Below are 24,708 nucleotides of genomic sequence, written 5' to 3' on the forward strand. Positions count from 1 at the left end.
CCGTTTCCTACGGTTGAATCGCGGCAGCCTGACGGGCCGCGGGTGTTACGTCTCGCAGGCGGGCCAGGACCTGATCCCGCGGCCCGAACAGACTCAGTTCGCCTTGATTAAGCACCAGCAGTTTGTCCACTTGCGCCAGCACACCGGATCGATGGGTAATGACAAACACCGTGGCCCTGCTCTGCCTGAGCTTCTGCAGCGCCTCGGCGAGCATCTTTTCTCCGGCATCGTCCAGGTTGGAGTTCGGTTCATCGAGCACCACCAGGCGCGGCTCACCGTACAAGGCGCGGGCCAGGCCGATACGTTGTCGCTGGCCGCCGGACAACCCACCGCCATTGGCTCCGATCAAGGTGTCGTAACCCTCGGGCAGTTGCAGAATCAACTCATGCACACCCGCCATGCGCGCGGCGGCGACCACGGCAGGTGCGTTCACCGGGCCGAAGCGGGAGATGTTCTGGCTGATCGTGCCTTCGAAGAGTTCGATGTCCTGGGGCAGATAACCGATGTACTGGCCCAACTCCTCGCGACGCCATTGGCTGATGTCCGCACCGTCCAGGCGCACGGTGCCGGCCAGGCTTGGCCAGACACCCAACAACGCCCTGGCCAGGGTCGACTTCCCGGCACCGCTGGGGCCAATGATGCCCACTACTTCGCCCGCGGCCACCTGGAAATTCACGCCGCGGAGAATCGGTTTGCGAGCGTCCGGCGATCCCGCCGAAAGACCCTCGACGCGAATCGCCCCTTCGGGTGCCGGCAACGGCATGCGTTCAGGCTCGGCGGCAATCTTGAGCAACAATTCGTGCAGCCGGGCATATTGCGCGCGGGCGCCCAGGAAGCCTTTCCATACGCCGATCAACTGATCGATGGGCGCCAACGCACGCCCCAGCAAAATCGAGCCGGCAATCATCAGCCCCGACGAAATCTCGTGATTGATCGTCAAATAGGCACCCAGGCCCAGCACCAGCGACTGAACGATCTGCCGGAACGTCCTGGATACCGAGGTGATGGTCGCGGCACGGTCGCTGGCCAGGCTTTGCAGGGCGAGAATCTTATGGGTTCGCCCGCTCCAGTGCTCGCGCAAGCTGGCAAGCATGCCCATGGATTCCACTACTTCGGCATTGCGCAAGCTTTTGTTGGTGAACGCAGTGGCCGCCATCTGTTCACGGTTGGCAGCCTGCAGCGGCGAGTGGGTGAGTTTTTCGTTGGCAAAGGCCAGCGCGCCCAGCAACACGGCACTCACGATCCCCATCCAGCCGTACCAGGAATGAAACATGAACATGACAGCCAGGTAGATCGGGATCCACGGCGCGTCGAAAAATGCAAACAGGCCGTTGCCCGTCAGGAACTGGCGCAAACCGTTCAGGTCGCTCAAAGGCTGGGCCGTTGCATTCATGCCGCTGGTATTGAGCGCCTGCTTGAAGCTGGCGTCGAACAGACGCCGGCTCAGCAGCGTGTCCAGTCGAGTACTGATCCGCACCATAATCCGCGAACGGACCCACTCCAAGCCACCCATCGTGATCATCAACAGCAACATGATCAACGTCAGCATCAACAGCGTCGACAAGCTGGCGCTGCCTACCGCGCGGTCATACACCTGCAGCATGTAGAACGAGGGAACCAGCATCAGCAGGTTGACGAAAAAACTGAAAAAACCAACGGAAAGAAAACTACCTTTGCAGACGGCAAGGGCGCCTTCCAGTTCGGTCCTGACGTGGGCTGACATGGTTCATCACCTGAGGTCCGATTCTGGTCAAACCTGAAAAATCACAAGGGCACAGGCGCGCGAACGCCTGGAATATCTTTCGGCGAGACACCATTGGAGCGCCCGCACAATCGGATCTACCGCGCTGTATCGGCACGCCTGTGCGGTTCTTAAGGAAAAATTGAAATTGATGTGACAGGTGATACGCCACGCAGGATGGCGCTGCGTGGCGGGCGACACAAGATCAAATACTCAAGCCTCAGCCTCCCAGCGACGAAACAACACGCTGGCATTGACGCCACCGAACCCGAACCCATTGGAAAGCGCATGGGTAATCGGCATCTTCCTGGCCTTCAAGCCAACCAGATCAAGCCCAGCGGCGGCCTCGTCAGGATGAACCAGGTTCAGGGTCGGCGGCACGATCTGGTCACGCAGCGCCAATACCGTGAAAACGGCTTCAATGCCCCCAGCCGCGCCCAGCAGGTGGCCGGTAGCCGATTTAGTCGAGGTAATCGCCACCCCGGAGTCCGTGCCGAACACCGAACGAATCGCCGCCAGTTCCCCGCTGTCGCCGACCTGGGTAGACGTCGCGTGGGCATTGATATGCTGCACGTCGGCTGGGCTGACAGCGGCCTGGCGCAGCGCCTGTTCCATTGCGCGGCGGGCGCCGTTGCCGTCTTCCGGGCCGGCCGTCAGATGGTAGGCATCGGCGCTGGTGCCATAACCGACCAGCTCCGCCAGGGGTTTGGCCCCACGCGCCAAGGCGTGCTCCAGCGACTCGATCACCAACAACCCCGCGCCTTCGGCCATGACAAAGCCGTCGCGGTCACGGTCGAAGGGGCGCGAAGCTTCCTGCGGGCGGTCGGCAAAACCGGTAGAGAGCGCCCTGGCCGCCGCGAAACAGCCCAAGGTCACGCGATCAATCGCTGCCTCGGTACCGCCGCAAACGGCAATGTCCGCCTCGCCGCTCCGGATCAGCCGAGCTGCATCGCCGATGGCCTGGACGCCGGCCGCACAGGCGGTTACCGGTGCACCGAGGGGGCCTTTGAGGCTATGCCGGATGGACACGTGGCCGGCCGCCATGTTGGCGAGAAACGCCGGTGCCGAGAACGGTGACAGCCGACGCGGCCCTCGCGAGTCGGTGGTGCGTACGGCATCGGCAATGGCGCCAAACCCACCCACGCCCGATGCAATGATCGTCGCGGTCCGCTCCTGGTCGACGGTTTCAGTCGGATGCCAGCCCGCCTGCTCCAGGGCCTCATGGGCGGCCACCAGCGCAAACTCGATGAAGCAATCCATTTTCTTGCGATCTTTGGCCGCGATAAAGCGTTCCGGGTCGTAACCGGCAACGGCATCCTCTTCCAGAGAGGGCACCTGGCCGCCAACCCCGACGCCGGTACCCTCGGTGAACGCCTCGGGCAGGCTACGGATGCCGGAACGCCCAGCCAGCAGCCGCTGCCAGACGTGCTCCACGCCACAACCCAGGGGGCCGACGACGCCGACACCCGTGACTACAATGCGTGTTTGACCTGTTGCAGTACTCATGGAAACCTCTTCAATTTCTGTAGATGCTCACTGGAGCGGTATGCGCTTAATCGCTTATGCCAGGACTGCTGTTTCAGTTTGAACGGTATTGACCGGACGGATTTTGAACCAGATGGCATACATCGCCGGCAGGAACACCAGCGTTATGATGGTGCCGACGAAGGTGCCGCCAATCAGGGTGTAGGCCAGCGTTCCCCAGAAAACGGAATGGGTCAGCGGGATAAATGCCAGGATCGCCGCCACCGCCGTCAGCAGCACTGGACGAGCCCGCTGCACCGTGGCTTCGATGACCGCGCGGAACGGGTCCAGCCCCTCCTTCGCGTTCTGATGGATCTGCCCGATCAGAATCAGCGTGTTGCGCATCAGGATGCCCGACAGCGCGATCAGCCCCACCAGGGCGTTGATGCCAAATGGCTGATGGAAAATCAGCAACGTCGGCACCACGCCGATCAACCCCAACGGCGCAGTGAAGAACACCATGATCATGGCCGGGATCGAGCGCACCTGGACGATGATGATCAGCAACGTCAGGGCGATCATGATCGGCAGCAGCGGTACGATGGCCTGGCCGGCTTTGCCGGACTCCTCGATGGCCCCCGCCTGCTCGATCCGGTAGCCGCCGGGCAGCGTGTCGATGATCGGTTGCAGTTGCTTGATAATCGCACTCGACACATCCGGCGGTTGCAGGCCTTCGGCAATGTCGCCGCGCACGGTAATGGTCGGGGTCCGGTCACGGCGACGCAGGATCGGATCCTCCATGCGCACGTCCACTTCGCCAACCTGGGACAACGGAATACGCTGCCCTGCCGCGCCCACCAGGGTAAAGCCCTCGATCCGCGCCGGGTCGAGGCGGATGTCCCCGGCGGCGCGTCCCACCACCTGCACCGAACGAATGTCCTCGCGAACCGCCGTGATCGGCACCCCGGCCAGCAGGAATTGCAATTGCTCGGCGACGGCACTGGACGTCAGCCCAACCGCCTGCAAGCGATCCTGGTCCAGATTGAAATGCAGCGTCGGCGTCAGTGGGCCCCAATCGGTATTGACGGTCCTCATCATCGGGTTGGCTTGCATGACCTCTTGGACGCGGCTTGCGATCTCCCGCAGTTTCGACGGGTCAGGTCCCATCACCCGGTAGGCCACGGGAAAGGGTGAGTACGGACCAAAGACAATTTGCGTCGCCCTGACCCGGGCCTCCGGGGCCAGCCCTTCAGCGACCGCTTCGCGCAGGCGGAACTTGAGGGTTTCCCGCGCTTCCTGGTCGTCTGTCAGCACCACGATCTTGGCGAACGATGGGTCAGGCAGTTCCGGCGCGATCGCCAGGAAAAAGCGCGGTGCGCCCTGCCCTATATAAGCCGTGACGATTTTGGCTTGCTCCTGTTTCTGCAGCCACGCCTCAACCTTGGCGGTGGCGGCGCTGGTCTGCTCGATGGAGGTGCCATAGGGCATTTGTACTTCGATCATGACCTCGGGACGGTCCGAGGTCGGGAAGAACTGCTTCTTGACCTGGCCCATGCCCAGGATGGCGACCACAAACAGTGTAATGACAGTGCCGGTCACCAGCCATTTGCGGGCGATCACCCGCGTCAGGATTCGCCGGAAGCGGTTGTAGCGTGGGGTGTCGTAGATGGCCGCCTGTCCGCCTTCGACCTTCTTGATGTCCGGCAACATCTTCACCCCCAGGTAGGGGGTGAACGCTACTGCGACCACCCAGGAGGCAATCAGGGCAATGCCGACGATCCAGAACATGTTGCTGGTGTATTCGCCAGCAGTGGACTGGGCGAAGCCGTTGGGCATGAAGCCGATCGCCGTCACCAGCGTACCGGAGAGCATCGGTGCGGCCGTATGGCTCCAGGCGTACGCAGAGGCCTTGATCCGGTCGTAGCCCTCCTCCATCTTCACCACCATCATTTCGATCGCGATGATGGCGTCATCCACCAGCAGCCCGAGGGCCAGAATCAGCGAACCCAGCGTGATCCGGTCGAAGTTCTTGCCGGTGGCCGCCATCACCACAAACACCATGGCCAGGGTCAAGGGTACTGCCGCCGCGACCACGATACCGACGTGCCAGCCCATACTGATGAAGCAGACCACCATCACCACCAGCAAGGCCACGAAGAACTTGATCATGAATTCGTCGACCGCCGAGTTGATGTTCACCGCCTGATCGGTCACCTTGGTCAGCGTCATGCCCAGCGGCATGTCTTCATTGATCTTGCTCGTCTCGGCATCGAGCGCCTTGCCCAGATCGAGGCCGTTCCACCCCTCGCGCATGATCACGCCCAGCAACAACGCTTCTTCGCCGTTGTTGCGCACCAGGAAGGTGGCCGGATCTTCATAGCCACGCTCAACCGTCGCCACGTCCGAGAGTTTCAACGTGCGCCCCTGGATGGCCAGCGGCGTATCGCGGATTTTCTCCAAGGTATCGAAGGCGCCCTCCACCCGCAGGAAAACCTGCGGCCCCTTGGTTTCGATGGAGCCGGCAGGCGTCAGTACGTTCTGGCTGTTCAGTGCGGCGAAGATGTCCTGGGGAGAAACACCCAAGGTCGCCAGCCGGTCATGGGAGAAGGAAACGAAAATGCGCTCGGCCTGTTCGCCGATGATGTTGACCTTCTTGACACCCGCCACATGCAACAGGCGCTGGCGCAGAACCTCGGCATCACGCACCAGCAGGCGCTGCGGCTCACCCTTGGCCTTGAGGGCAAACAGCGCAAACGTCACGTCCGAGTACTCGTCGTTGACCAGTGGCCCGATCACCCCCGCCGGCAACTTGGTGGCTTCGTCGTCGAGCTTCTTGCGCGCCTGGTAGAACTCTTCCTGCACCTGCGAGGGTGGCGTGCGGTCCAGCAGCGAGACCATGGTGAAAGCCAGGCCGGGTCGGGTGTAGGTTTCCGAACGGTCATACCATTTCAGTTCCTGCAGGCGTTTTTCCAGGGGCTCGGTGACCTGGTCTTGCATCTCCTGCGCCGTCGCCCCCGGCCATGCCGTGATGACGGTCAGTTGCTTGACCGTGAATGGCGGATCCTCCGCGCGGCCAAGCTTGAAGAACGCCAGGGTCCCGGCGACGGCGATCAGGAAAATCAGAAATACCGTGATAGCGCGCTCGCGCACGGCGAGCGCCGAAAGATTGAAGCTCATTGGCGAGTCCCCGCGACGTTCACATCGCCCTGTGCAAGCAGCCGGACGGGCTCGCCTTCACGCAGCAGATGTGCACCCAGGGCGACAATCCGCTCACCAACGTTGAGACGGCCTGCAACGCGCGCCGCGTCGTCGCTCAAGCCCAAGACCTGGACGGGACGCCAAGTCACTTTTGCCGGCTCGCCGTCGATGACCCACACGCCAGTGCCATTGCCGGGGTCGTACAGCGCCGCAATCGGCACTTGCAGCACCGGCCCCTGGGCCACGCCCTCGGCGATACGCAGTGTGACGGTCGAGCCCAGCGGTGCATTCGCCAGGGCGCCCTCCAGGACATAGCGCGCTTCAAAGGTACGGGTCACCCGGTCAGCCGAATCGGAAAGCAGCCTGAGCCTGGCAGCGACCGCCCCGCTGGTGTTGCCATACAGCGTCGCCTGGGCACTGGACCCGACGACTGGCCGCAGGGTCTCGGGCAGTTGCACGACGGCTTCGCGCTGCCCGGCTCGGGCCAGTCGGACCACCGGTTGACCCGGACTGACGACCTGCCCCGGCTCGGCGAGCGTTTCCATCACCACGCCATCGGCGTCGGCGAGAAGCACCGCATAGCCGGACGCATTGCGGGCCACGTCGGCTTGCGCCTCGGCGGCGCTGAGCTGCGCCTTCGCGGTATCGGCGGCGGCTTTGATCTGGTCATAACCCGACGCCGAAATCGCCCCGGCGGCCACCAGCTCGCGATATCGAGCTTCATCGTCAGCGGTCTGCTTGGCCCGGGCGCGTGCGGCCGTGACAGCTTCCTGCTGGGCTCGCGCCTGCAAGCCCAGATCGATGGGGTCCAGACGCATCAGCGGCTGGCCCTTCTTGACGGTCTGACCGGCATCCACCAACCGCTCCAGGACCTTGCCCGACACACGAAAGCCCAGGTCGCTCTGGACGCGGGCCGCCACGACGCCGGTGAAGGAACGCGCGCCGGCGGAGGAACCCTGTACTTGCGCAACCCTCACCAGAGGAGCAAGCGTGCGTGGATCGGTGGCGGTGTATGAGTCGTCACACGCCGTGAGGACAAGAGGCAACAAGCAAGCGGCAAGGGTGACAGGTCGAAGCCGGAGCATAGGTTCCCTTTACTGAACGGAGGATTGGGAACTCATTCTTGCGCTCGTGACCAATACTGTCAATGGTCACATATCGGCGCGAATTTCCTAAGTATCAATTTTTTAATGGACACACAGTAAACACTGCCACTTATATCCAAAAGGCTACCTCCACCACCAATTGACAGAGTGTGACCACCATATAATATGGTCACCATTATCGACCCCAAGGAAACTTCAATGCCACCCCTGCGCCCCCTTGCTTTTTTAGTAAGCGCCAGCTTGATGACCGGCTGCGCGGTCGGTCCGGACTATCAGCGCCCCGATGCCGCGCTTTCGGATCGTTTCCTGGGCCAGTCATCTGTCGAACAAAGGACCGGCACCGCGCGGACCAATCTCACAGTCTGGTGGGAGGGGTTTGGCGACCCGGTGCTGACCGATTTCATCACCAAGGCGCTGGAGCAGAACCTCGACCTTGCCCAGGCCTCAGCGCGCGTTGCCCAGGCGCGGGCAGGTCTCGGTGCCGCCAACGCCGCCTTGCTGCCGTCGGGAAACATCAGCGGCCAGGCCGCACGGACCTATCAATCCGTCGAGACGCCGCTGGGCCAGGTGCTCGATTCAAACCCCGGCTATGATCGATATGGAAATACCTACTCGATGGACCTGGGCGCGAGCTGGGAGCTGGATGTATTTGGTGGCCTGCGACGCGGACGCGAAGCTGCATTGGCCGAGTACCAGGCCTCCGAGGCCGGAGCCGCGGCGACAAGGCTGGCCGTCGCCGCGCAGACCGCTGACATCTACATCACCCTGCGCGGCTTGCAAGCGCGGCTGGATATTGCGAACCACCAGGTCAAGACCCAGCAGGACCTGCTGGAAAAAGTCCAGTTGCTTTACAGCAAAGGGCTCGCAGCCAGCTATCAGGTCCGCCAGACCGAGGGCGCGCTTGCCCAGGTCCAGGCAACGGTACCGTTCCTGCAAACCGGGCTGGATGCCGCCATGAATGCACTGGATGTCATGCTCGGCACGCCGCCAGGCACCCACCGCCCGCAACTGACCGAGACGGCTAGCATTCCCCTGCCCCCACAAATCAGCGAGATGGGTACGCCGGCCGATCTGCTGCGCCGACGGCCGGACCTCATTGTCGCCGAGCGCCGTCTCGCCGCCTCCAATGCCCGCATCGGTGAAGCCGTCGCTGAGTACTATCCGAAATTTTCCCTCAGCGCGTTGCTCGGCAGCGCCACTACGGTCTCTGCCGGGCACCTTTTCTCCGGCGGCGCCAGTCAGGCGTCGGGGGCGCTGGGACTGCGCTGGAGGCTGTTCGATTTTGGCCGGATCAACGCCCAGATCGACCAGGCCAAGGGACAGGAAGCCGAGGCCCTGGCCGCTTACCGCCAGTCCGCCTTGCGCGCCACCGAGGATGTCGAGAATGCCTTCTCCGCCTTGGTCAACCGAGAAGCCCAGGCCACCACGCTCAGCGCGGGCGAAGCGTCATTGAGCGAGGCGCGTCGATCATCCTTTATCGCCTATCAGAAAGGCACGGCCAGCCTGATCGATGTCCTCAACGCCGACGAGACGCTGCTCCAGGCATCCGATGCCCGGGCACAAGCACGGACGGAATCGGCACGGGCAGCGGTCGCGGCATTCAGGGCCCTCGGTGGCGGCTGGCAAGCGCCGCAACCACCACCGCCGGTAGCGAGCCGATGATCTGACCTGAATCAGGCCTTCATCGCGAGCAAGCTCGCTCCCACAGGGTTAGCGCTCATTCCCTGTGGGAGCGAGCTTGCTCGCGATCAGGCAAACACAGCTTTTTCAATCTTTACCACCGGAGTCCAGCCACATGAAAACCAACGAGAATTCCTGGGTGCTCATCACGGGCGCTTCAAGCGGCTTTGGCGAGGAGTTCGCCCGGCAATACGCAGCGCAGGGAAAATCCCTTGTTCTGGTAGCCCGCAGGCTGGAGAAACTAGAAGCGCTGTCAAAAGAACTGCGTGAGCGTTTTGGCATCGAGGTGATCAACGAACTAGTCGACCTGTCTTCGATTCCGGCAGTCATCGCGCTGCACAAGCGGCTGGTTCAACAAGGTATTGCGGTTGATGTGCTCATCAACAACGCCGGCCATGGATTGCAGGGCCCGTTCCTGGACCACGCCATTGACCAATCCCTGGCAATGATCGATCTGGATATCGCCAGCCTGACCACCATGACTCGCCTCTTTGCCCAGGACATGCGCATCCGCCGCCGCGGCCACATTTTGCAGGTCGCCAGCTTGCTTTCCTATCAAGGCGTGAAAAATTTCGCGGTCTATTCAGCGGCCAAGGCCTACGTGCTGCGCTTCTCCGAAGCACTGCATCAGGAGCTCAAGGGCGACGGTGTCGTCGTGACCGCACTGTGCCCAGGCATGTCGGATACCGGGTTTGCGCAGAGTGCCAACCAGACCCTCACGCCAGCGCTGAAAATGGTGATGATGCAACCCGAGCCAGTGGTTCGCGCAGGCATCCGTGCCCTGCAAGCCGGGCGCATGAGTGTGGTACCCGGCTTCGGCAACAAGGCGCTCACGGTGTTGACCTGGGCCACGCCACGCCGATTTCACCAGCGTCTCATGGCGAATGTCATGGGGGCATGAATGCGCTGCTGCGAAGGACCTGGAGCTGCAAGAGTTCCCGGCACACGCCCTATTGCGTTAGAAGCGATAACTGACTGAAGTACCAAAACCGCTGGCACTGTTCCGGTATTTGGAACTGTATGCGCCACGGGTCGATGAGGTTTCGTTGATGCGCACGCTCTCTTCCTGCAAGTAGGAGTAAGCCACGTCGATCGTCACCTCTTCCAGCGGCGTCCAGCCGGCACCGAAGCTGAGCACCGTTCGGTCACCGGTTGGTATCCGAGGCCCACGGTTGGTGTCATTGGCGGGCGACTGGTCGACCGACAAGCCCGCGCGCAGGAGCCATTGATCGTTGAGCCTATACGCGGCACCGATGGCATGGGCCCAGGTGTCATGCCAGTTCTGTTCTTCACTGACGGTGCCCAGCGCACCGCTCAGCAGCGCAGGCAGGCCGGAGTTCTCGATGGTCAACTCCTTGAAGCGGCTCCAGCGCGTCCAGGTACTTCCCAGGTACATTGTCCAGTCGACATTGAGCTGATGAGTGACCGAGATGTCCACGGACTCTGGAGTATCCACGTCCAACGACGCGTCGTAGCTGCGGCCACTTACCCCCAACAGACTGAAAATGCCGCCGGTGAGCTTGGACTTGGCATCCAGGTGATAACTGACCTTGGAGTGGTAAGTGAGCCCCAGGCGAGTCCGGTCCGTCGCCTGCACCAGGATGCCGGCGTTGAAGCCGAGCGCCGTATCGTCGCCGTTGCTTTTCAACTTCCCATCGTTGCTGCCGGGACTGAGGGGATTGGGCACCATCCCGGAGATCTCACCGCTGATCCGGCTGATGGTCGGACCAAACCCGATCGACACCTTGTCATTGAAGGCATAGCTGACGTGACCCACCTGCGGGACGCATTTCGAAGTTGAAGGCGCAGGCAGGCGCAATGGTGCTGTCCAGCGCCAGCGTGGTGTACCGCGACGCCTCCTCCAGCAACGGGCATCCCCACGCTTCATGGGTAATCCTGCTGGCTCGTGGTTGAGCGAACAGCAAGGTCGTGCGCAACGCCAGCTCATCGCCCGACTTGCAGTCGACAGACACCGAAGTCACGGATCGCCCTTCGCGCAACACGCTTGTATCGAATGTCTGGGCTTGCGTGACCGGACCTATGAATGACACCTGCGCAGACTTGAACGGAGGAAAGCCCTGTGGGCGCTCGCGCAGAACCGCCTCCAACGACAACGCCGCCGAAATGCCACCGAAGATCGTGCGACCCTGCTGCCAATTGGCTGGAGCAACGAACGGCACGCTCGGATCAAACTGCGCCAGCACCTGAGCAAAGCTGGTCATTTAGACGTCCTCCGACGGCCTGAACGTGAACCCGCAGAAGCCTCGCAAGAGGGATCACTTGGAAGTCGATGCCATACTTATTCATGTGACCATTTGTTCCAATAGTCACTCAACAGACAAAAAGAGACCACTCGGTCAGGTACAACCCGAATGCAAGGAAGTCGTTTTTGAAGCGGGACGGCTGCTCGTCGCAGCCGTCCCTCAGGGCATCAGGCTACGCAGGATGAGGTTGGCGGTGAGCGTCGGCGCCACCTCGACATGATCGAGGCTGTACTGCAGCAATAGAGGATTGACGAAAGGCCGGAGGGTCAGGTGTATCGCCTCAACGGTTTCATCCAAGGGCGTCTTGCGTTCGAACTCACCGCTTTCGCGCCCTTCCCGTACGACCTGCACCACGAACTGCTTGATCCGTGCGTCATACACCTGGGAGCTGGGCCAGCGTTCCGACGCGGAGAATGCGGCAATGTCGTAGAGCTTGCGATCATTGAAGAACAGGTCGATCCCCGTGGTGATCAGGGTCTTGACCAGGCGGCGAAAGCGCTCGGTCGAAGAAAGCCCTTCCTCGCTGATGGCCTCCTCCACGGCCGCAACGATCTTCGCAAGACAGCCGGAGCAAATGGCTTCACCAATCGCCTGCTTGGAATCGAAGAACTTGTAGATGTACGCCTTGGAAAAGCCGATGGCCTTGGCCAGATCGGACACGGTGGTCTTGGCGTAGCCATATTGGCTGAAATGCTCGTTGGCCGCCGCGACAATCTGGTCGCGAATGTCATGATCGGCTGGGCCGCGAGTGCTGGGCGAAGGTAATGTTGGCTGATTCATGGGAGCAGCTTACGCATCCCCGCAGGGGATGACAACTTGTGACCACCTATGAATATCGTCACAAAACAGCCGTCCGTCAGTTACACATCTTGCCCCCTCGCTACAAGGGCTTCGATTTGTCCGTGTCATTTGGCAAAAAGCTGGCTCATATCCTTGAACGCCTTGAATTCAAGGGCATTGCCACAAGGATCGAACAGGAACATCGTGGCCTGCTCACCAACCTGCCCTTTGAAGCGGACGTAGGGTTCGATCACAAACTCCGCGCCGAAAGATCTCAGTCGTTCAGCCAGTGCCTCCCACGCCTCCCAAGCCAAAACAACACCAAAGTGCGGGACCGGCACATCGTGCCCGTCCACCGGATTGCTCTGGGCGTTTTCCTGGTAAGCGGTCTTGGGTTGCTGATGAATCACCAGTTGGTGCCCGTAGAAATTGAAATCGACCCACTGGCTGCTGGAACGGCCTTCTTCCAGGCCAAACACTTCACCGTAGAAAGTACGGGCGGCGGCAAGATCGTAGACCGGAATCGCCAGGTGGAACGGAGAAAGGCTCATCGAGAATCCTCTTGACGTGTGAGGTTGGGCCATCGTAGCGCCGCGCTTGCAGCAAGAAAACCCTACAGACCGTGTCCAAGCGACGCTGGGAGAGGACGGTTTTTTCGCGGCAGGACCTTGCAGCGCAGGTCCGCCGTGCAGGTACACATCCAAATTGACGGCTTGCGCCGAGCAAATGATCTATACCTTCAGAAGCACAGTCGGGCCAAGGCGGCACTGACGTGATGGGATGGAGCGGTTGTGGCGAATCCCGCTGGATCGCTGCATCATGCGCTGCCTTATATAAGAAGCTGGCCTGTAGACGTTGTTCCCGGCGCCCCGTACGCCGGGATTGGCGCACCCCTTTCAATGCCTGAAGTATCGTCCATGAGCCAGACCACACGCGTTTTGAACGCATCAACCAAAGCGCTTTACCGGCTTTGTCTGTTACTGCTGCTGGCTAGCCATGAGGCAAGCGCTGAGCCTCCGGTCATTGAACTGCACATTCCCGACGCACCGCCGCTGACCTTCGTCAACGATCCCAGGGGCCACGGCATCGTCGGCGATGTCGCCGTGGCGGCGATGACCAGGGCCGGGTACACCGTAAAGATCCATGTGCTTCCCTGGGCCCGGGCACAAAAGCATGTCAGTGAAGAACATGACCACTTGATCACCCCCCTGTCGCGCATCCCCACTCGTGAGGATCGCTTTACCTGGATCGCCTCGATCATGCCCATGGAGCGCGCCTTTTTCAGCCTCGAGCGGCGGGTGAGCAGCTTCGCCCAAGCGAAAGAAACCTACCGCAAGATCGGTGTCGGCCTGGGCAGTGCACAGGAAGATATCCTGCACAGCGAAGGGTTCAGCGATGAGCAGATCTATCCGTTGGCCATCGGCGACAATCCCGCCCAGATGCTGCTGATGGGACGTATCGATGCCTGGTTCAACGGCGTGCCGGAGAGTCGTTACATCTGGCCGAAGGTGTCCAAGCGCAAACTGCTCATGAGTTCGGTTGGCAGCAACGCCGACCTTTACCTGGCCTGCTCCAAGCAATGCTCGCCGGAAATGGTCGAGCATTTGCGCGACGCGGTCGAAGCGCTTCGCGCGGATGGGACCGTCAAGCGTGTCCATGACCTTTATTTGCCGCAATAGGCTGTGGCGAGGGAAGCCGGACTAGAGCCCTCATCGATGGCTTATATCATTCTGAATGATAGTTACCTTTGCTTCATTCGATTCGTTCCTGTGCCTGGCGCCACGCATCATCCGCCCATTCTCAATACATTGGCGGATGCTATCCATGGAACATTCACTTTCAAAACTGCGTTTTCCCCTCGCGCTGCTGGCGGTGCTGGTGATGAGCGCCTGCGGCAAGACTCCCGACACGGCAGCGTCCATGCCGCCGGCCAAAGTCAGTGTGGCCAAGGTGTTGGAGCAGCCCGTCAACGAATGGGATGAGTTCACCGGCCGCCTCGAGGCGCCAGAAACCGTCGAGATCCGCCCGCGGGTTTCCGGGCAGATCGACGAAGTGGCCTTCACCGAAGGCGCACTGGTCAAGAAAGGCGACCTGCTGTTCCAGATCGACCCACGCCCCTTCCAGGCTGAAGTGCGTCGTCTCGAAGCCCAACTGGCCCAAGCCCGCGCCACCGCTACCCGCAGCGAGAACGAAGCCCAGCGTGGCGAGCGCCTGCGCTTGAGCAACGCCATTTCCGCCGAGCTGGCGGATTCGCGCACCACCACCGCCCAGGAAGCCCGTGCCGCCGTCGCGGCTATCCAGGCGCAATTGGACCTGGCCAAGCTGAATCTGAGCTTCACCCGCGTCACCTCGCCCATCAGCGGTCGCGTCAGTCGGGCGGACATCACCGCCGGCAACCTGGTGACCGCCGACGTCACACGGCTGACCAGCGTGGTATCCACCGACAAGGTCTACGCCTACTTCGACGCCGACGAGCGCGTCTTCCTCAAGTACACCCAACTCGCCCGCCAGGGCCAGCGCGGCCAGGCCACGCCGGTCTACATGGGCCTGTCCAACGAGGACGGCAACCCGCACCTGGGCCAGATGAACTTCGTCGACAACCAGGTCAACCCGCAGACCGGCACCATCCGTGGTCGCGCCGTGTTCGACAACAAGGACGGCGCCTACACCCCAGGCCTGTACGCCCGCCTGAAGCTGGTAGGCAGCGGCACTTACGCCGCCGTGCTGATCAACGACGAAGCCGTGGGCACCGACCTGGGCAAGAAATTCGTGCTGGTGATGGACGCCGACAACAAGCCGGCCTACCGCGCCGTCGAGCTGGGGCCGAAGATCGAAGGCCTGCGCATCGTGCGCAGCGGCCTGAGCAAGGACGACACCATCATCGTCAAGGGGCTGCAACGGGCTCGTCCGGGTGCACCGGTCACGCCTGAAACCGTGCCGATGGCCAGCGACGAAACCATTGCCGCCCTGGCACAACAACGTAAAGCGCTCGAAGCCAGCAACCTGCCCCAAGTCGCGCCATCCAAGGCAGCGTCAGGCTCGGCAGGCAAACTGGCCGCTGCGACCCCACGCGGTTAAGGGACTGAATCCAAGATGAAATTTTCCCAGTTCTTCATTTCGCGGCCGATCTTCGCAGCAGTGCTCTCACTGCTGATCCTGATCGCCGGCGCCATCTCGCTGTTCCAGCTACCGATCAGCGAATACCCGGAAGTCGTACCGCCGACCGTGGTCGTACGTGCCAACTTCCCCGGCGCCAACCCCAAGGTCATCGGCGAAACCGTGGCCGCGCCCCTGGAACAAGCCATCACCGGCGTCGAGAACATGTTGTACATGTCCTCGCAGTCTACCGCTGACGGCAAGATCACCTTGACCATCACCTTCGCCCTGGGCACCGACCTGGACAACGCCCAGGTGCAGGTGCAGAACCGTGTCACCCGGACCGAGCCCAAGCTGCCGGAAGAAGTGACCCGGATCGGCATCACGGTGGACAAGGCATCGCCCGACCTGACCATGGTCGTGCACTTGACCTCCCCGGACAAACGCTACGACATGCTCTACCTGTCCAACTACGCCCTGCTCAACATCAAGGATGAGCTGGCGCGCCTGGGTGGCGTAGGTGACGTGCAACTGTTCGGCATGGGTGACTACTCCCTGCGGGTCTGGCTGGATCCGAACAAGACCGCTTCGCGCAACCTGACCGCCACTGACGTGGTCACCGCGATCCGTGAACAGAACCGCCAGGTGGCGGCCGGTGCCCTGGGGGCGCCGCCAGCGCCGAATGCCCAGGCGTTCCAGCTGTCGATCAACACCCAGGGCCGCCTGGTGAACGAGGAAGAGTTCGAGAACATCATCATTCGCTCCGGCGCCGACGGCGAGATCACGCGCCTGAAGGACATCGCCCGGGTCGAGTTGGGTTCCAGCCAATACGCCCTGCGCTCGTTGCTGGACAACCAGCCAGCCGTGGCGATCCCGATCTTCCAGCGTCCGGGCTCCAACGCCATCCAGATCTCCAATGACGTTCGCGAGAAGATGGAAGAGCTGAAGAAGGGCTTCCCCGCCGGGATGGACTACAGCATCGTCTATGACCCGACGATCTTCGTCCGTGGCTCCATCGAGGCCGTGGTTCACACCCTGTTCGAAGCGTTGATCCTCGTGGTGCTGGTGGTGATCCTGTTCCTGCAGACCTGGCGTGCCTCGATCATTCCTCTGGTGGCGGTGCCGGTATCGCTGATCGGTACGTTCGCGGTGATGCACCTGTTCGGCTTCTCGTTGAACGCCCTGTCGCTGTTCGGCCTGGTTCTGGCCATCGGTATCGTGGTGGACGATGCCATCGTGGTGGTGGAGAACGTCGAGCGAAACATCGAGCTGGGGCTCACCCCCGTGGAGGCCACCAAACGCGCCATGGGCGAAGTGACCGGCCCGATCATCGCCACCGCCCTGGTGCTGTGCGCGGTCTTCGTTCCGGCGGCGTTCATCAGCGGCCTGACCGGCCAGTTCTATAAACAGTTCGCCCTGACCATTGCCATCTCCACGGTCATCTCGGCGATCAACTCCCTGACCCTGTCGCCGGCCTTGGCCGCGGTGCTGCTCAAGGGCCATGACGCGCCCAAGGACCGTTTCTCCAAGTTCCTGGACAAGGTGTTCGGTGGCTGGCTGTTCCGTCCGTTCAACCGCTTCTTCGAGCGTGCCAGTCATGGCTACGTGGGCACCGTCGCGCGGGTGATCCGCAGCAGCGGCATCGCCCTGGTGCTCTACGCCGGCCTGATGGTGCTGACGTTCTTCGGCTTCTCCACCACCCCGACCGGCTTCGTGCCCGGCCAGGACAAGCAATACCTGGTGGCCTTCGCCCAATTGCCGGACGCCGCGAGCCTGGATCGCACCGAAGACGTAATCAAGCGCATGTCCGACTTGGCCCTCAAGCAACCGGGTGTTGAGAGCGCCGTGGCCTTCCCTGGCCTGTCGATCAACGGTTTCACCAACAGCCCGAACGCCGGCATCGTGTTCGTGACCCTCAAGCCCTTCGACGAGCGCAAGGACCCGAGCATGTCGGCCGGCGCCATCGCCGGTGCCTTGAACGGCAAGTACTCGGAGATCCAGGAAGCCTACATGGCGATCTTCCCGCCGCCGCCGGTACAGGGCCTGGGCACGATCGGTGGTTTCCGCCTGCAAATCGAGGACCGGGGCAACCTGGGCTACGACGAGCTGTACAAAGAAACCATGAACATCATCACCAAGAGCCGCAGCGTGCCGGAACTGGCCGGGTTGTTCACCAGCTACACCGTGAACGTGCCCCAGGTCGATGCCGCCATCGACCGTGAAAAAGCCAAGACCCACGGCGTGGCCGTCAGCGACATCTTCGACACCCTGCAGATCTACCTGGGTTCGCTGTATGCCAACGACTTCAACCGCTTCGGTCGCACCTACCAGGTCAACGTCCAGGCCGAGCAGCAGTTCCGTCTCGAATCGGACCAGATCGGCCAGCTCAAGGTGCGCAACAACCGTGGCGAGATGATCCCGCTGGCGACCTTCATCAAGGTCAGCGACACCTCGGGGCCAGACCGTGTAATGCACTACAACGGCTTCATCACCGCTGAAATCAACGGTGCCGCTGCCCCGGGCTACAGCTCCGGCCAGGCTGAAAAGGCCATCGAGAAACTGCTCAAGGACGAACTGCCCAACGGCATGACGTACGAGTGGACCGACCTGACCTACCAGCAGATCCTCTCGGGCAACACCGCGCTGTTCGTGTTCCCGCTCTGCGTACTGCTGGCGTTCCTGGTGCTCGCGGCCCAGTACGAAAGCTGGAGCCTGCCATTGGCGGTGATCCTGATCGTACCGATGACCCTGCTGTCGGCGATTACCGGGGTGATTCTCTCCGGTGGCGACAACAACATCTTTACCCAGATCGGCTTGATCGTACTGGTGGGACTTGCCTGCAAGAACGCGATTCTGATCGTCGAGTTCGCCAAGGATAAACAGCTCGAAGGCATGAACCCGCTGGCGGCGGTCCTCGAAGCATGCCGCCTGCGTCTGCGGCCGATCCTGATGACCTCTTTCGCCTTCATCATGGGCGTGGTGCCCCTGGTGTTCTCCAGCGGTGCAGGTGCGGAAATGCGCCATGCCATGGGTGTGGCGGTGTTCTCCGGGATGCTCGGCGTGACCTTCTTCGGTCTGCTGCTCACCCCTGTGTTCTATGTACTGATCCGCAACTTCGTCGAACGCAGCGAGGCCCGCAAGGCGGCCCGGGCTTTGAAACTGGAGGCGCAACAATGAGTTTGAAAGCGTTCGTTCCGAGCTTGCTGGCCCTGGCGTTGAGCGCCTGCGCCGTGGGTCCGGACTACAAGGCACCACAAACGGAGGCGGCGACCATCACCACCGCCACCGACGGTGCCGCCGGCCAGAAGAATTTCGACCGGGCCCGCTTCGAAGGGGTCTGGTGGCAGCAGTTCGAAGATCCGACGCTCAACGCGTTGGTGACTCGCTCACTGGAAGGCAACCGCGAGTTGCGTGTGGCCTTCGCCCGCTTGCGGGCCGCCCGGGCGATTCGCGATGACGCCAGCAATGACGTCATGCCCACCATCACCAGCCGTGCCAGCAGTGACCTGGGCAAAGGCCAGATTCCCGGGCAGACCACCGACCGGGTCAACACCGAGCGCTACGACCTGGGCCTGGACATGGCCTGGGAGCTGGACCTGTTCGGCCGCATCCGGCGCAACCTGGAAGCCACCGATGCCGATCAGCAGGCGGTCGAAGCCGACCTCTATCAGTTGCAGGTGACGATGATCGCCGAACTGGTGGACGCCTACGGTCAACTGCGCGGCGCGCAACTGCGGGAAAAGATCGCCTTGGCCAACCTGAAGAACCAGCAGGATTCGCGCAAGATCACCGAAAGCCTGCGTGATGCCGGCGTCGGCGATCAGCTCGATGTGGTGCGTGCCGATGCCCGCCTGGCGTCTGTAGAAGCCAGCGTGCCGCAACTGCAGGCCGAACAGGTGCGCCAACGCAATCGCATCGCCACGTTGCTGGGCGAGCGCCCGGACAGACTCAGTGTGGACCTGAGCCCGAAACAGTTGCCGGCCATCGCCAAGGCCCTGCCCATCGGCGATCCGGGTGAACTGCTGCAACGACGCCCGGACATTCTCAGTGCCGAACGCCAACTGGCCGCCGCCACGGCGCGCATCGGCGTGGCCAAGGCCGATCTGTTCCCCCGGGTCAGCCTGAGCGGTTTCCTTGGCTTCACGGCTGGACGCGGTTCGCAGATCGGCTCCTCGGCCGCCAACGCCTGGGCGCTGGGCCCGAGCATTACCTGGGCCGCCTTCGACCTGGGCAGCGTGCGGGCGCGCTTGCGCGGTGCCGACGCCGAGGCGGACGGCGCCCTGGCGACTTACGAACAGCAAGTGCTGCTGGCCCTGGAAGAATCGGAAAATGCCTTCAGTGACTACGGCAAGCGCCAGCAACGGCTGATTTCGCTGATCCGTCAGAGTGAATCGAGCCGCGCCGCCGCCGACCTGGCCGAGATTCGCTATCGCGAAGGCACCGTGGACTTCCTCGTGCTGCTCGATGCCCAACGTGAACGCCTGGCCGCCGAAGACACCCAGGCCCAGGCCGAAGTGGACCTGTACCGCGGCATCGTCGCGATCTACAAGGCCCTGGGTGGCGGCTGGAAACCAGAAACCGTTGCCAGCAACTGACCCGCCCTGCTCAACCGAGCTCCTTTGGTTGGCCGCAACCAACCAATTCTTTGCCCCGCGCTCATTTGGACGCGGGGCTTTTTTTGCCTATCGCCCACAACCCACCGTGAAAGAGCCCATCGTGGGAGCGAGCTTGCTCGCGATAGCGGTGGATCAGTTGGCGGTGATGTCGGCGGCTCAACCGCCATCGCGAGCGAGCTCGCTCCCACAGGTCCGCTACCGCTGTGACAAGGTTTGACTCAAGCCGCCACCTGACCGAAGCTTGCGACATTTCACGCTTCTGGTAATGGATTCCCTGCATGCCCTCGCCTCGCCGCCGCTATCTGCTCCTAAGCCTCTGTGTCCTGTTGTTGATCGGTCTTGTCGCGCTATGGCTACGCAGCACTACGCCGCAAATCCCCGAAGCGATCAAGCGTGGTTACAGTGAAGCCCTGGAAAGCGCCCGCAACGGACAGCCGGGGGCGGCGCGCATGCTTTACCAGCAACTGGGGCGTCCGGACCTCTCGCCCAAGCGCCGTGTGTGGCTGCACGCCGAACTGCCCAACTACCCCAGCCCGCAAGCCCTGAAACTGGCCGATGCTGACCTGCACAACGAATCACCGGACGTGCGTCGGGCCGCCATCGGCAGCGTCGTCGGGCTGGTGCCGACGGGCCAGCGCAGCCTGTTGCTCGGCCCGCTTCTGGATGATGACGACCCGAATGTCCGCTTTGCTGCCGTGAATGCGCTGCTGGGCCTCTCGCCGGATGACCTCGGTTTGTATTTCGGTGCGATGCAGATCGCCATCGATACTTGGGAGCAGGTGCTCGAGGATGGCCCGAAAACCGCGGACGCCCACTACCAGCTGGCCCGGCTGCACCTGCACAACGCCGAATTGAAGAAAGCCCAATTGGCCCTTGAGCAAGCCTTGCGCTTGCAACCGGACAATCTCCCGGCGCTGGTCATGCAGATCGAAGTGCTGGACAAACAAGGCCAGAGCGAAGCCGCACGACAATTGCTCGCCCGACAGTTGCAAACCCAACCACAGTCCGCTTATCTGCAACATGCGCTGGGCATGTGGCTGCTGCAACACGGCCAGAGCGAGTATGCGGTGCTCGGCCTGGCAAAAGCCGTGGAACTGGAACCCGAGAACCGGCATTACCGCTATGACCTGGCGACCACCTTGCACGCCGAACAGGAAGTGGAAGCCGCGCAGAAACAGTTGCAGGAAATCGTCCAGCGCTACCCCGCCGACCGCAAGGCACGAGTGTTGCTGATCAACTATTGGAAGGAGACCGGTCAGCTGCAGAACGTTCAAATCCTGTTGGCGAAACTGGAACAATTGAACCCCGATGACCCGGCACTGCAACAAGGTCTGTAGGAGCTGCCGAAGGCTGCGATCTTTTTGTTGATTGTTCAACTGCGACTCAATTGCCTGGAGGACTCAATTGCCTGGAGAAAGATCGCAGCCTCGCTTCGCTCGACAGCTCCTACAAAAGTTGTGCAGTACACCGCGTTTTGTCGATGTAAGCGGAACCGCCATCACCGCCAAAGGTCAAGTGTTCAGGCAGTCGATTTCAGGCGTTACCCCGCCTGCTGCCCACTTCCCTAGTCATGAGAGGGCTATTTTTGTCTACATCTAACGAGTTGATCAGTGCAAAAGCCGCCACCGGTATCGAAGGACTGGACGATGTCCTTTCCGGTGGTTTGTCCCGCAGCCATGTGTTCCTGCTAGAGGGGGAGCCTGGGACTGGTAAGACCACGGTCGCGTTGCATTTTCTGTTAGCCGGCGCCAAGGCTGGCGAGCGCTCGTTGTACATCACGCTATCGGAAACCGAGCGTGAACTGCGTCAGGGCGCGGCCTCCCACGGGTGGACGCTGGATGACAATATTCATATTTTCGAGCTGACACCGCCCGAAAGCCTGCTCAATGCCGAGCACCAGCAGAGCCTGCTGTACTCCTCGGACCTGGAACTGGGCGAAGCGACGCGGCAGATTTTCGAAGTGGTCGAACGGGTCAAGCCGACCCGGGTCGTGCTCGACAGCCTGTCGGAGATCCGTCTGCTGGCGCAAAGCTCCCTGCGCTATCGTCGCCAGATCCTGGCAATCAAGCATTATTTCGTGCGCTACGACGCCACGGTCCTGTTGCTCGACGACCTGACCACCGAATCCCTGGACAAGACCGTGCACAGCGTCGCCCACGGGGTGATTCGCCTGGAGGAACTGACCCCCAGCTACGGCGCCGAACGGCGGCGGATCCGGGTGGTCAAGTATCGCGGACAGAAATACCGCGGCGGTTACCATGATTTCACCATCATGGGCGACGGCGTGCACGTCTTCCCGCGCCTGGTAGCCGCCGAACACCGTGGGCAGTACCTGCGCCAGCAACTCTCCAGCGGCATAGGCGAAATGGACGCGTTGCTGGGCGGCGGTATCGAGACGGGGTCCAGTACCTTGATCCTGGGCCCGGCGGGTACCGGCAAGTCGCTGATCGCGCTGATTTTTGCCGCAGCCGCCGTACAGCGCGGCGAGAAGGCCGCGCTGTTCATCTTCGACGAAGAGCTGGGCTTGCTGTTCGAGCGCATGAAAAACATCGGCATCGATCTGCAAGCCCTGCTAGAGACCGGCAACCTGCTGATCGAACAGGTCGACGCCGCCGAGTTGTCCCCCGGCGAGTTCTCACACCGCGTGCGCCGTTGCGTCGATGAGGGCAACATCAAGACCGTGGTCATCGACAGTATCAACGGCTACCAGGCGGCCATGCCGGAAGAGAACGCCCTGGTGCTGCACATGCATGAATTGCTGCTCTATCTCAACCGCAAGGGCGCGGCGACCTTCATGACCGTCGCCCAGCACGGCCTGGTCGGCGACATGCAGGCGCCCGTGGACATTACTTATCTGGCCGACACGGTGATTCTGTTGCGTTATTTCGAAGCACTGGGCAAGGTTCGCCGGGCGATCTCCATCATCAAGAAACGCACCGGCAGCCACGAGTCGACCATCCGCGAATACCGCATCAGCGGCGTGGGCATGACCATCGGCGAGCCACTGGAGGCGTTCCAAGGTGTCTTGCGCGGGGTCCCCACCTACATGGGCGAGAGCAACCCGCTGCTCAAGGATGAACACCGGTGACGCTGGCCGAGCCGCTGGCCGAGCGGGCGCTGATCCTCGCGCCGCTGGGACGGGACAGCCAGATTGCCTTGATGATCCTCAATGAAGCCGGTTTTGCCGGCCTCATCTGCCGTCACCTGGGCCATTTGTGCGAAGAGTTGGAAAGCGGTGCCGGCCTGCTGGTGATTTCTTCGGAAGCCTTGGTAGGGCCCGAACTGGAAACGCTGTTCCAGCAAATCGAACAGCAGCCAGCCTGGTCCGACCTGCCCATTGTCTTGCTGACCCATCACGGCGGGCCGGAACAGAACCCGGCGGCCCGGGTCGGTACGCAATTGGGCAACGTGACCTTTCTCGAGCGTCCTTTCCATCCAGTGACCCTGATCAGCCTGGTGACCACCGCCCTGCGGGGTCGTCGAAGGCAGTACGAAGCCCGCGACCGCCTGATCGACCTCAGCAACAGTGAACTGCGCCTGCAGACCACCCTTGAAACCCTCGAGCAGCAGGTAGAAGAACGTACCGCCCAGTTGCGCCACAATGAGGAGGCCCTGCGCCAATCGCAAAAAATGGAAGCGGTCGGCCAGTTGACCGGCGGTATCGCCCACGACTTCAACAACATGCTCACCGGGATCATCGGCAGCCTCGAACTGCTGCGTCGGCGCCTGGCCCGGGGCCGTACCGAGGACCTGGACAGCCTGATCGACCTGGGCGTGACCTCGGCCAACCGCGCCGCCGGCCTGACCCATCGCCTGCTGGCGTTTTCCCGACGGCAATCGCTGGACTCCAAGGCCGTCCAGATGAATACGCTGGTGCTGTCCATGGGCGAGTTGCTGCAACGCAGCCTCAACGAAAGCATTCGCCTGGACATGCGATTGGATGAACAGCTCTGGATCGCCGAAGCCGACCCCAACCAACTGGAAAGCGCCCTGCTCAACCTGGTGCTCAACGCCCGGGATGCCATGCCCAACGGCGGAAACCTGGTGGTGCAGACCTGCAACCGACACCTGGACGCCGACTTCACCGATGCCTACAGCAACCTGGAGCCCGGCGACTATGTGGTGCTGAGCGTGCAGGACACCGGTTATGGCATGCCCGAAGCGGTGATCGGCCGCGCTTTCGACCCGTTTTTCACCACCAAACCGATCGGCCAGGGCACCGGGCTGGGCCTGTCGATGATCTATGGCTTCAGCAAGCAATCGCGCGGACATGTGACCATCGACAGCGAAGTCGACAAAGGCACCACCGTGAACCTGTACCTGCCGCGCTTCCGCGGTGAAGAAGTCCACGAGCCCCAGGTCACCACCCAACATGCGCCGTATGCGCAGGACGGCGAAACCGTACTGATCGTCGAGGACGATCCGGCGGTGCGGGTGCTGGTGAGCGCGGTGTTGAGCGAACTGGGTTATGCCTTTGTGGAAGCGGCCGACGCCAATGGCGCGGTTCCGATTCTCCAGTCAAGCCAACGCATCGACCTGCTGATCAGCGACGTAGGCCTGCCGGGCATGAACGGTCGGCAGTTGGCGGAAATCGGCAGGCAGGTACGCCCGGACCTGCGGGTGCTGTTCATCACCGGCTACGCCGAGCATGCGGCGGTACGCGGCGGCTTCCTTGACCCGGGGATGCAGATGATCACCAAGCCGTTCACGTTTGATTTGTTGACGGCCAAGGTACGGGAGATGATCAAGGTCTGAGGTGATGG

Annotated in this window: 16 protein-coding genes and 1 pseudogene; 9 read left to right on the forward strand and 8 right to left on the reverse strand. The window is 62.0% G+C overall.

Going from position 1 to position 24,708, the window contains the following annotated elements; all coding sequences use genetic code 11:
• Window positions 1-7: 7 nt before the first annotated feature.
• The 4 genes from BLP82_RS01460 to BLP82_RS01475 all read right to left on the reverse strand — a co-directional run bounded on the left by BLP82_RS01460 (window position 8) and on the right by BLP82_RS01475 (window position 7,488).
• Window positions 8-1,723 (reverse strand): type I secretion system permease/ATPase, encoded by a 1,716-nt coding sequence (locus BLP82_RS01460; protein WP_092164727.1) that lies wholly within the window; start codon window positions 1,721-1,723, stop codon window positions 8-10.
• Window positions 1,724-1,954: 231 nt separating this feature from the next.
• A complete protein-coding gene (gene fabF / locus BLP82_RS01465; protein WP_092164728.1) occupies window positions 1,955-3,247 on the reverse strand; it encodes a beta-ketoacyl-ACP synthase II in 1,293 nt (430 codons plus the stop codon).
• Window positions 3,248-3,301: 54 nt separating this feature from the next.
• Entirely contained in the window at window positions 3,302-6,382 is a 3,081-nt protein-coding gene (locus tag BLP82_RS01470) for an efflux RND transporter permease subunit (protein ID WP_092164729.1), read from the reverse strand.
• Window positions 6,379-7,488 carry an efflux RND transporter periplasmic adaptor subunit gene (locus BLP82_RS01475; RefSeq protein WP_092164740.1) on the reverse strand — a complete coding sequence of 370 codons (1,110 nt, stop codon included), beginning with the start codon at window positions 7,486-7,488 and terminating at the stop codon, window positions 6,379-6,381. The genes BLP82_RS01470 and BLP82_RS01475 overlap by 4 nt, the downstream gene beginning before the upstream one ends.
• 219 nt (window positions 7,489-7,707) lie before the next feature.
• On the opposite strand from BLP82_RS01475, the gene BLP82_RS01480 reads away from it, so the two are divergent.
• A complete protein-coding gene (locus BLP82_RS01480) occupies window positions 7,708-9,171 on the forward strand; it encodes an efflux transporter outer membrane subunit (protein ID WP_092164742.1) in 1,464 nt (487 codons plus the stop codon).
• A gap of 133 nt (window positions 9,172-9,304) precedes the next feature.
• Window positions 9,305-10,090 carry an SDR family NAD(P)-dependent oxidoreductase gene (locus BLP82_RS01485; protein ID WP_092164744.1) on the forward strand — a complete coding sequence of 262 codons (786 nt, stop codon included), beginning with the start codon at window positions 9,305-9,307 and terminating at the stop codon, window positions 10,088-10,090.
• A gap of 57 nt (window positions 10,091-10,147) precedes the next feature.
• Here BLP82_RS01485 and BLP82_RS01490 read toward each other — a convergent pair.
• From BLP82_RS01490 to BLP82_RS01505, 4 genes and pseudogenes are all read right to left on the reverse strand, one after another.
• A pseudogene (locus tag BLP82_RS01490) lies at window positions 10,148-10,957 on the reverse strand (OmpP1/FadL family transporter); the annotation flags it as partial.
• Window positions 10,938-11,411 carry an acyl-CoA thioesterase domain-containing protein gene (locus BLP82_RS01495; protein WP_256574232.1) on the reverse strand — a complete coding sequence of 158 codons (474 nt, stop codon included), beginning with the start codon at window positions 11,409-11,411 and terminating at the stop codon, window positions 10,938-10,940. The pseudogene BLP82_RS01490 and the gene BLP82_RS01495, both read right to left, overlap by 20 nt.
• Before the next feature lie 201 nt (window positions 11,412-11,612).
• Complete coding sequence (locus tag BLP82_RS01500; protein ID WP_092164746.1) at window positions 11,613-12,233, reverse strand: TetR/AcrR family transcriptional regulator; 621 nt, start codon at window positions 12,231-12,233, stop codon at window positions 11,613-11,615.
• Between the two features lie 125 nt (window positions 12,234-12,358).
• A complete protein-coding gene (locus tag BLP82_RS01505; RefSeq protein ID WP_092164748.1) occupies window positions 12,359-12,784 on the reverse strand; it encodes a VOC family protein in 426 nt (141 codons plus the stop codon).
• Window positions 12,785-13,150: 366 nt separating this feature from the next.
• Here BLP82_RS01505 and BLP82_RS01510 point away from each other — a divergent pair, with 366 nt between their 5' ends.
• The 7 genes from BLP82_RS01510 (at window position 13,151) to BLP82_RS01540 (ending at window position 24,700) form a co-directional block, all read left to right on the forward strand.
• Window positions 13,151-13,912 carry a substrate-binding periplasmic protein gene (locus BLP82_RS01510; protein ID WP_092164750.1) on the forward strand — a complete coding sequence of 254 codons (762 nt, stop codon included), beginning with the start codon at window positions 13,151-13,153 and terminating at the stop codon, window positions 13,910-13,912.
• 145 nt (window positions 13,913-14,057) lie between these two features.
• On the forward strand, window positions 14,058-15,311 hold the full coding sequence (gene mexE / locus BLP82_RS01515) for a multidrug efflux RND transporter periplasmic adaptor subunit MexE (RefSeq protein ID WP_092164752.1): 1,254 nt from the start codon (window positions 14,058-14,060) through the stop codon (window positions 15,309-15,311).
• Window positions 15,312-15,326: 15 nt separating this feature from the next.
• Window positions 15,327-18,506 (forward strand): efflux RND transporter permease subunit, encoded by a 3,180-nt coding sequence (locus BLP82_RS01520; RefSeq protein WP_092164754.1) that lies wholly within the window; start codon window positions 15,327-15,329, stop codon window positions 18,504-18,506.
• Window positions 18,503-19,924, forward strand: coding sequence for an efflux transporter outer membrane subunit (locus BLP82_RS01525; protein ID WP_092164756.1), 1,422 nt, complete (start codon window positions 18,503-18,505; stop codon window positions 19,922-19,924). The genes BLP82_RS01520 and BLP82_RS01525 overlap by 4 nt, the downstream gene beginning before the upstream one ends.
• 299 nt (window positions 19,925-20,223) lie before the next feature.
• Window positions 20,224-21,282: a tetratricopeptide repeat protein gene (locus BLP82_RS01530; protein ID WP_092164758.1), complete on the forward strand. Its 1,059-nt coding sequence runs from the start codon at window positions 20,224-20,226 to the stop codon at window positions 21,280-21,282.
• Window positions 21,283-21,530: 248 nt separating this feature from the next.
• The gene (locus BLP82_RS01535) at window positions 21,531-23,033 is read left to right on the forward strand and encodes an ATPase domain-containing protein (RefSeq protein ID WP_092164760.1); all 1,503 of its coding nucleotides are present in this window, start codon (window positions 21,531-21,533) and stop codon (window positions 23,031-23,033) included.
• A complete protein-coding gene (locus BLP82_RS01540) occupies window positions 23,030-24,700 on the forward strand; it encodes a response regulator (protein ID WP_092164762.1) in 1,671 nt (556 codons plus the stop codon). The genes BLP82_RS01535 and BLP82_RS01540 overlap by 4 nt, the downstream gene beginning before the upstream one ends.
• Window positions 24,701-24,708 lie beyond the last annotated feature (8 nt).

The sequence above is a fragment of the Pseudomonas sp. NFACC37-1 genome (assembly GCF_900101575.1).
Taxonomy (GTDB): domain Bacteria; phylum Pseudomonadota; class Gammaproteobacteria; order Pseudomonadales; family Pseudomonadaceae; genus Aquipseudomonas; species Aquipseudomonas fluorescens_AA.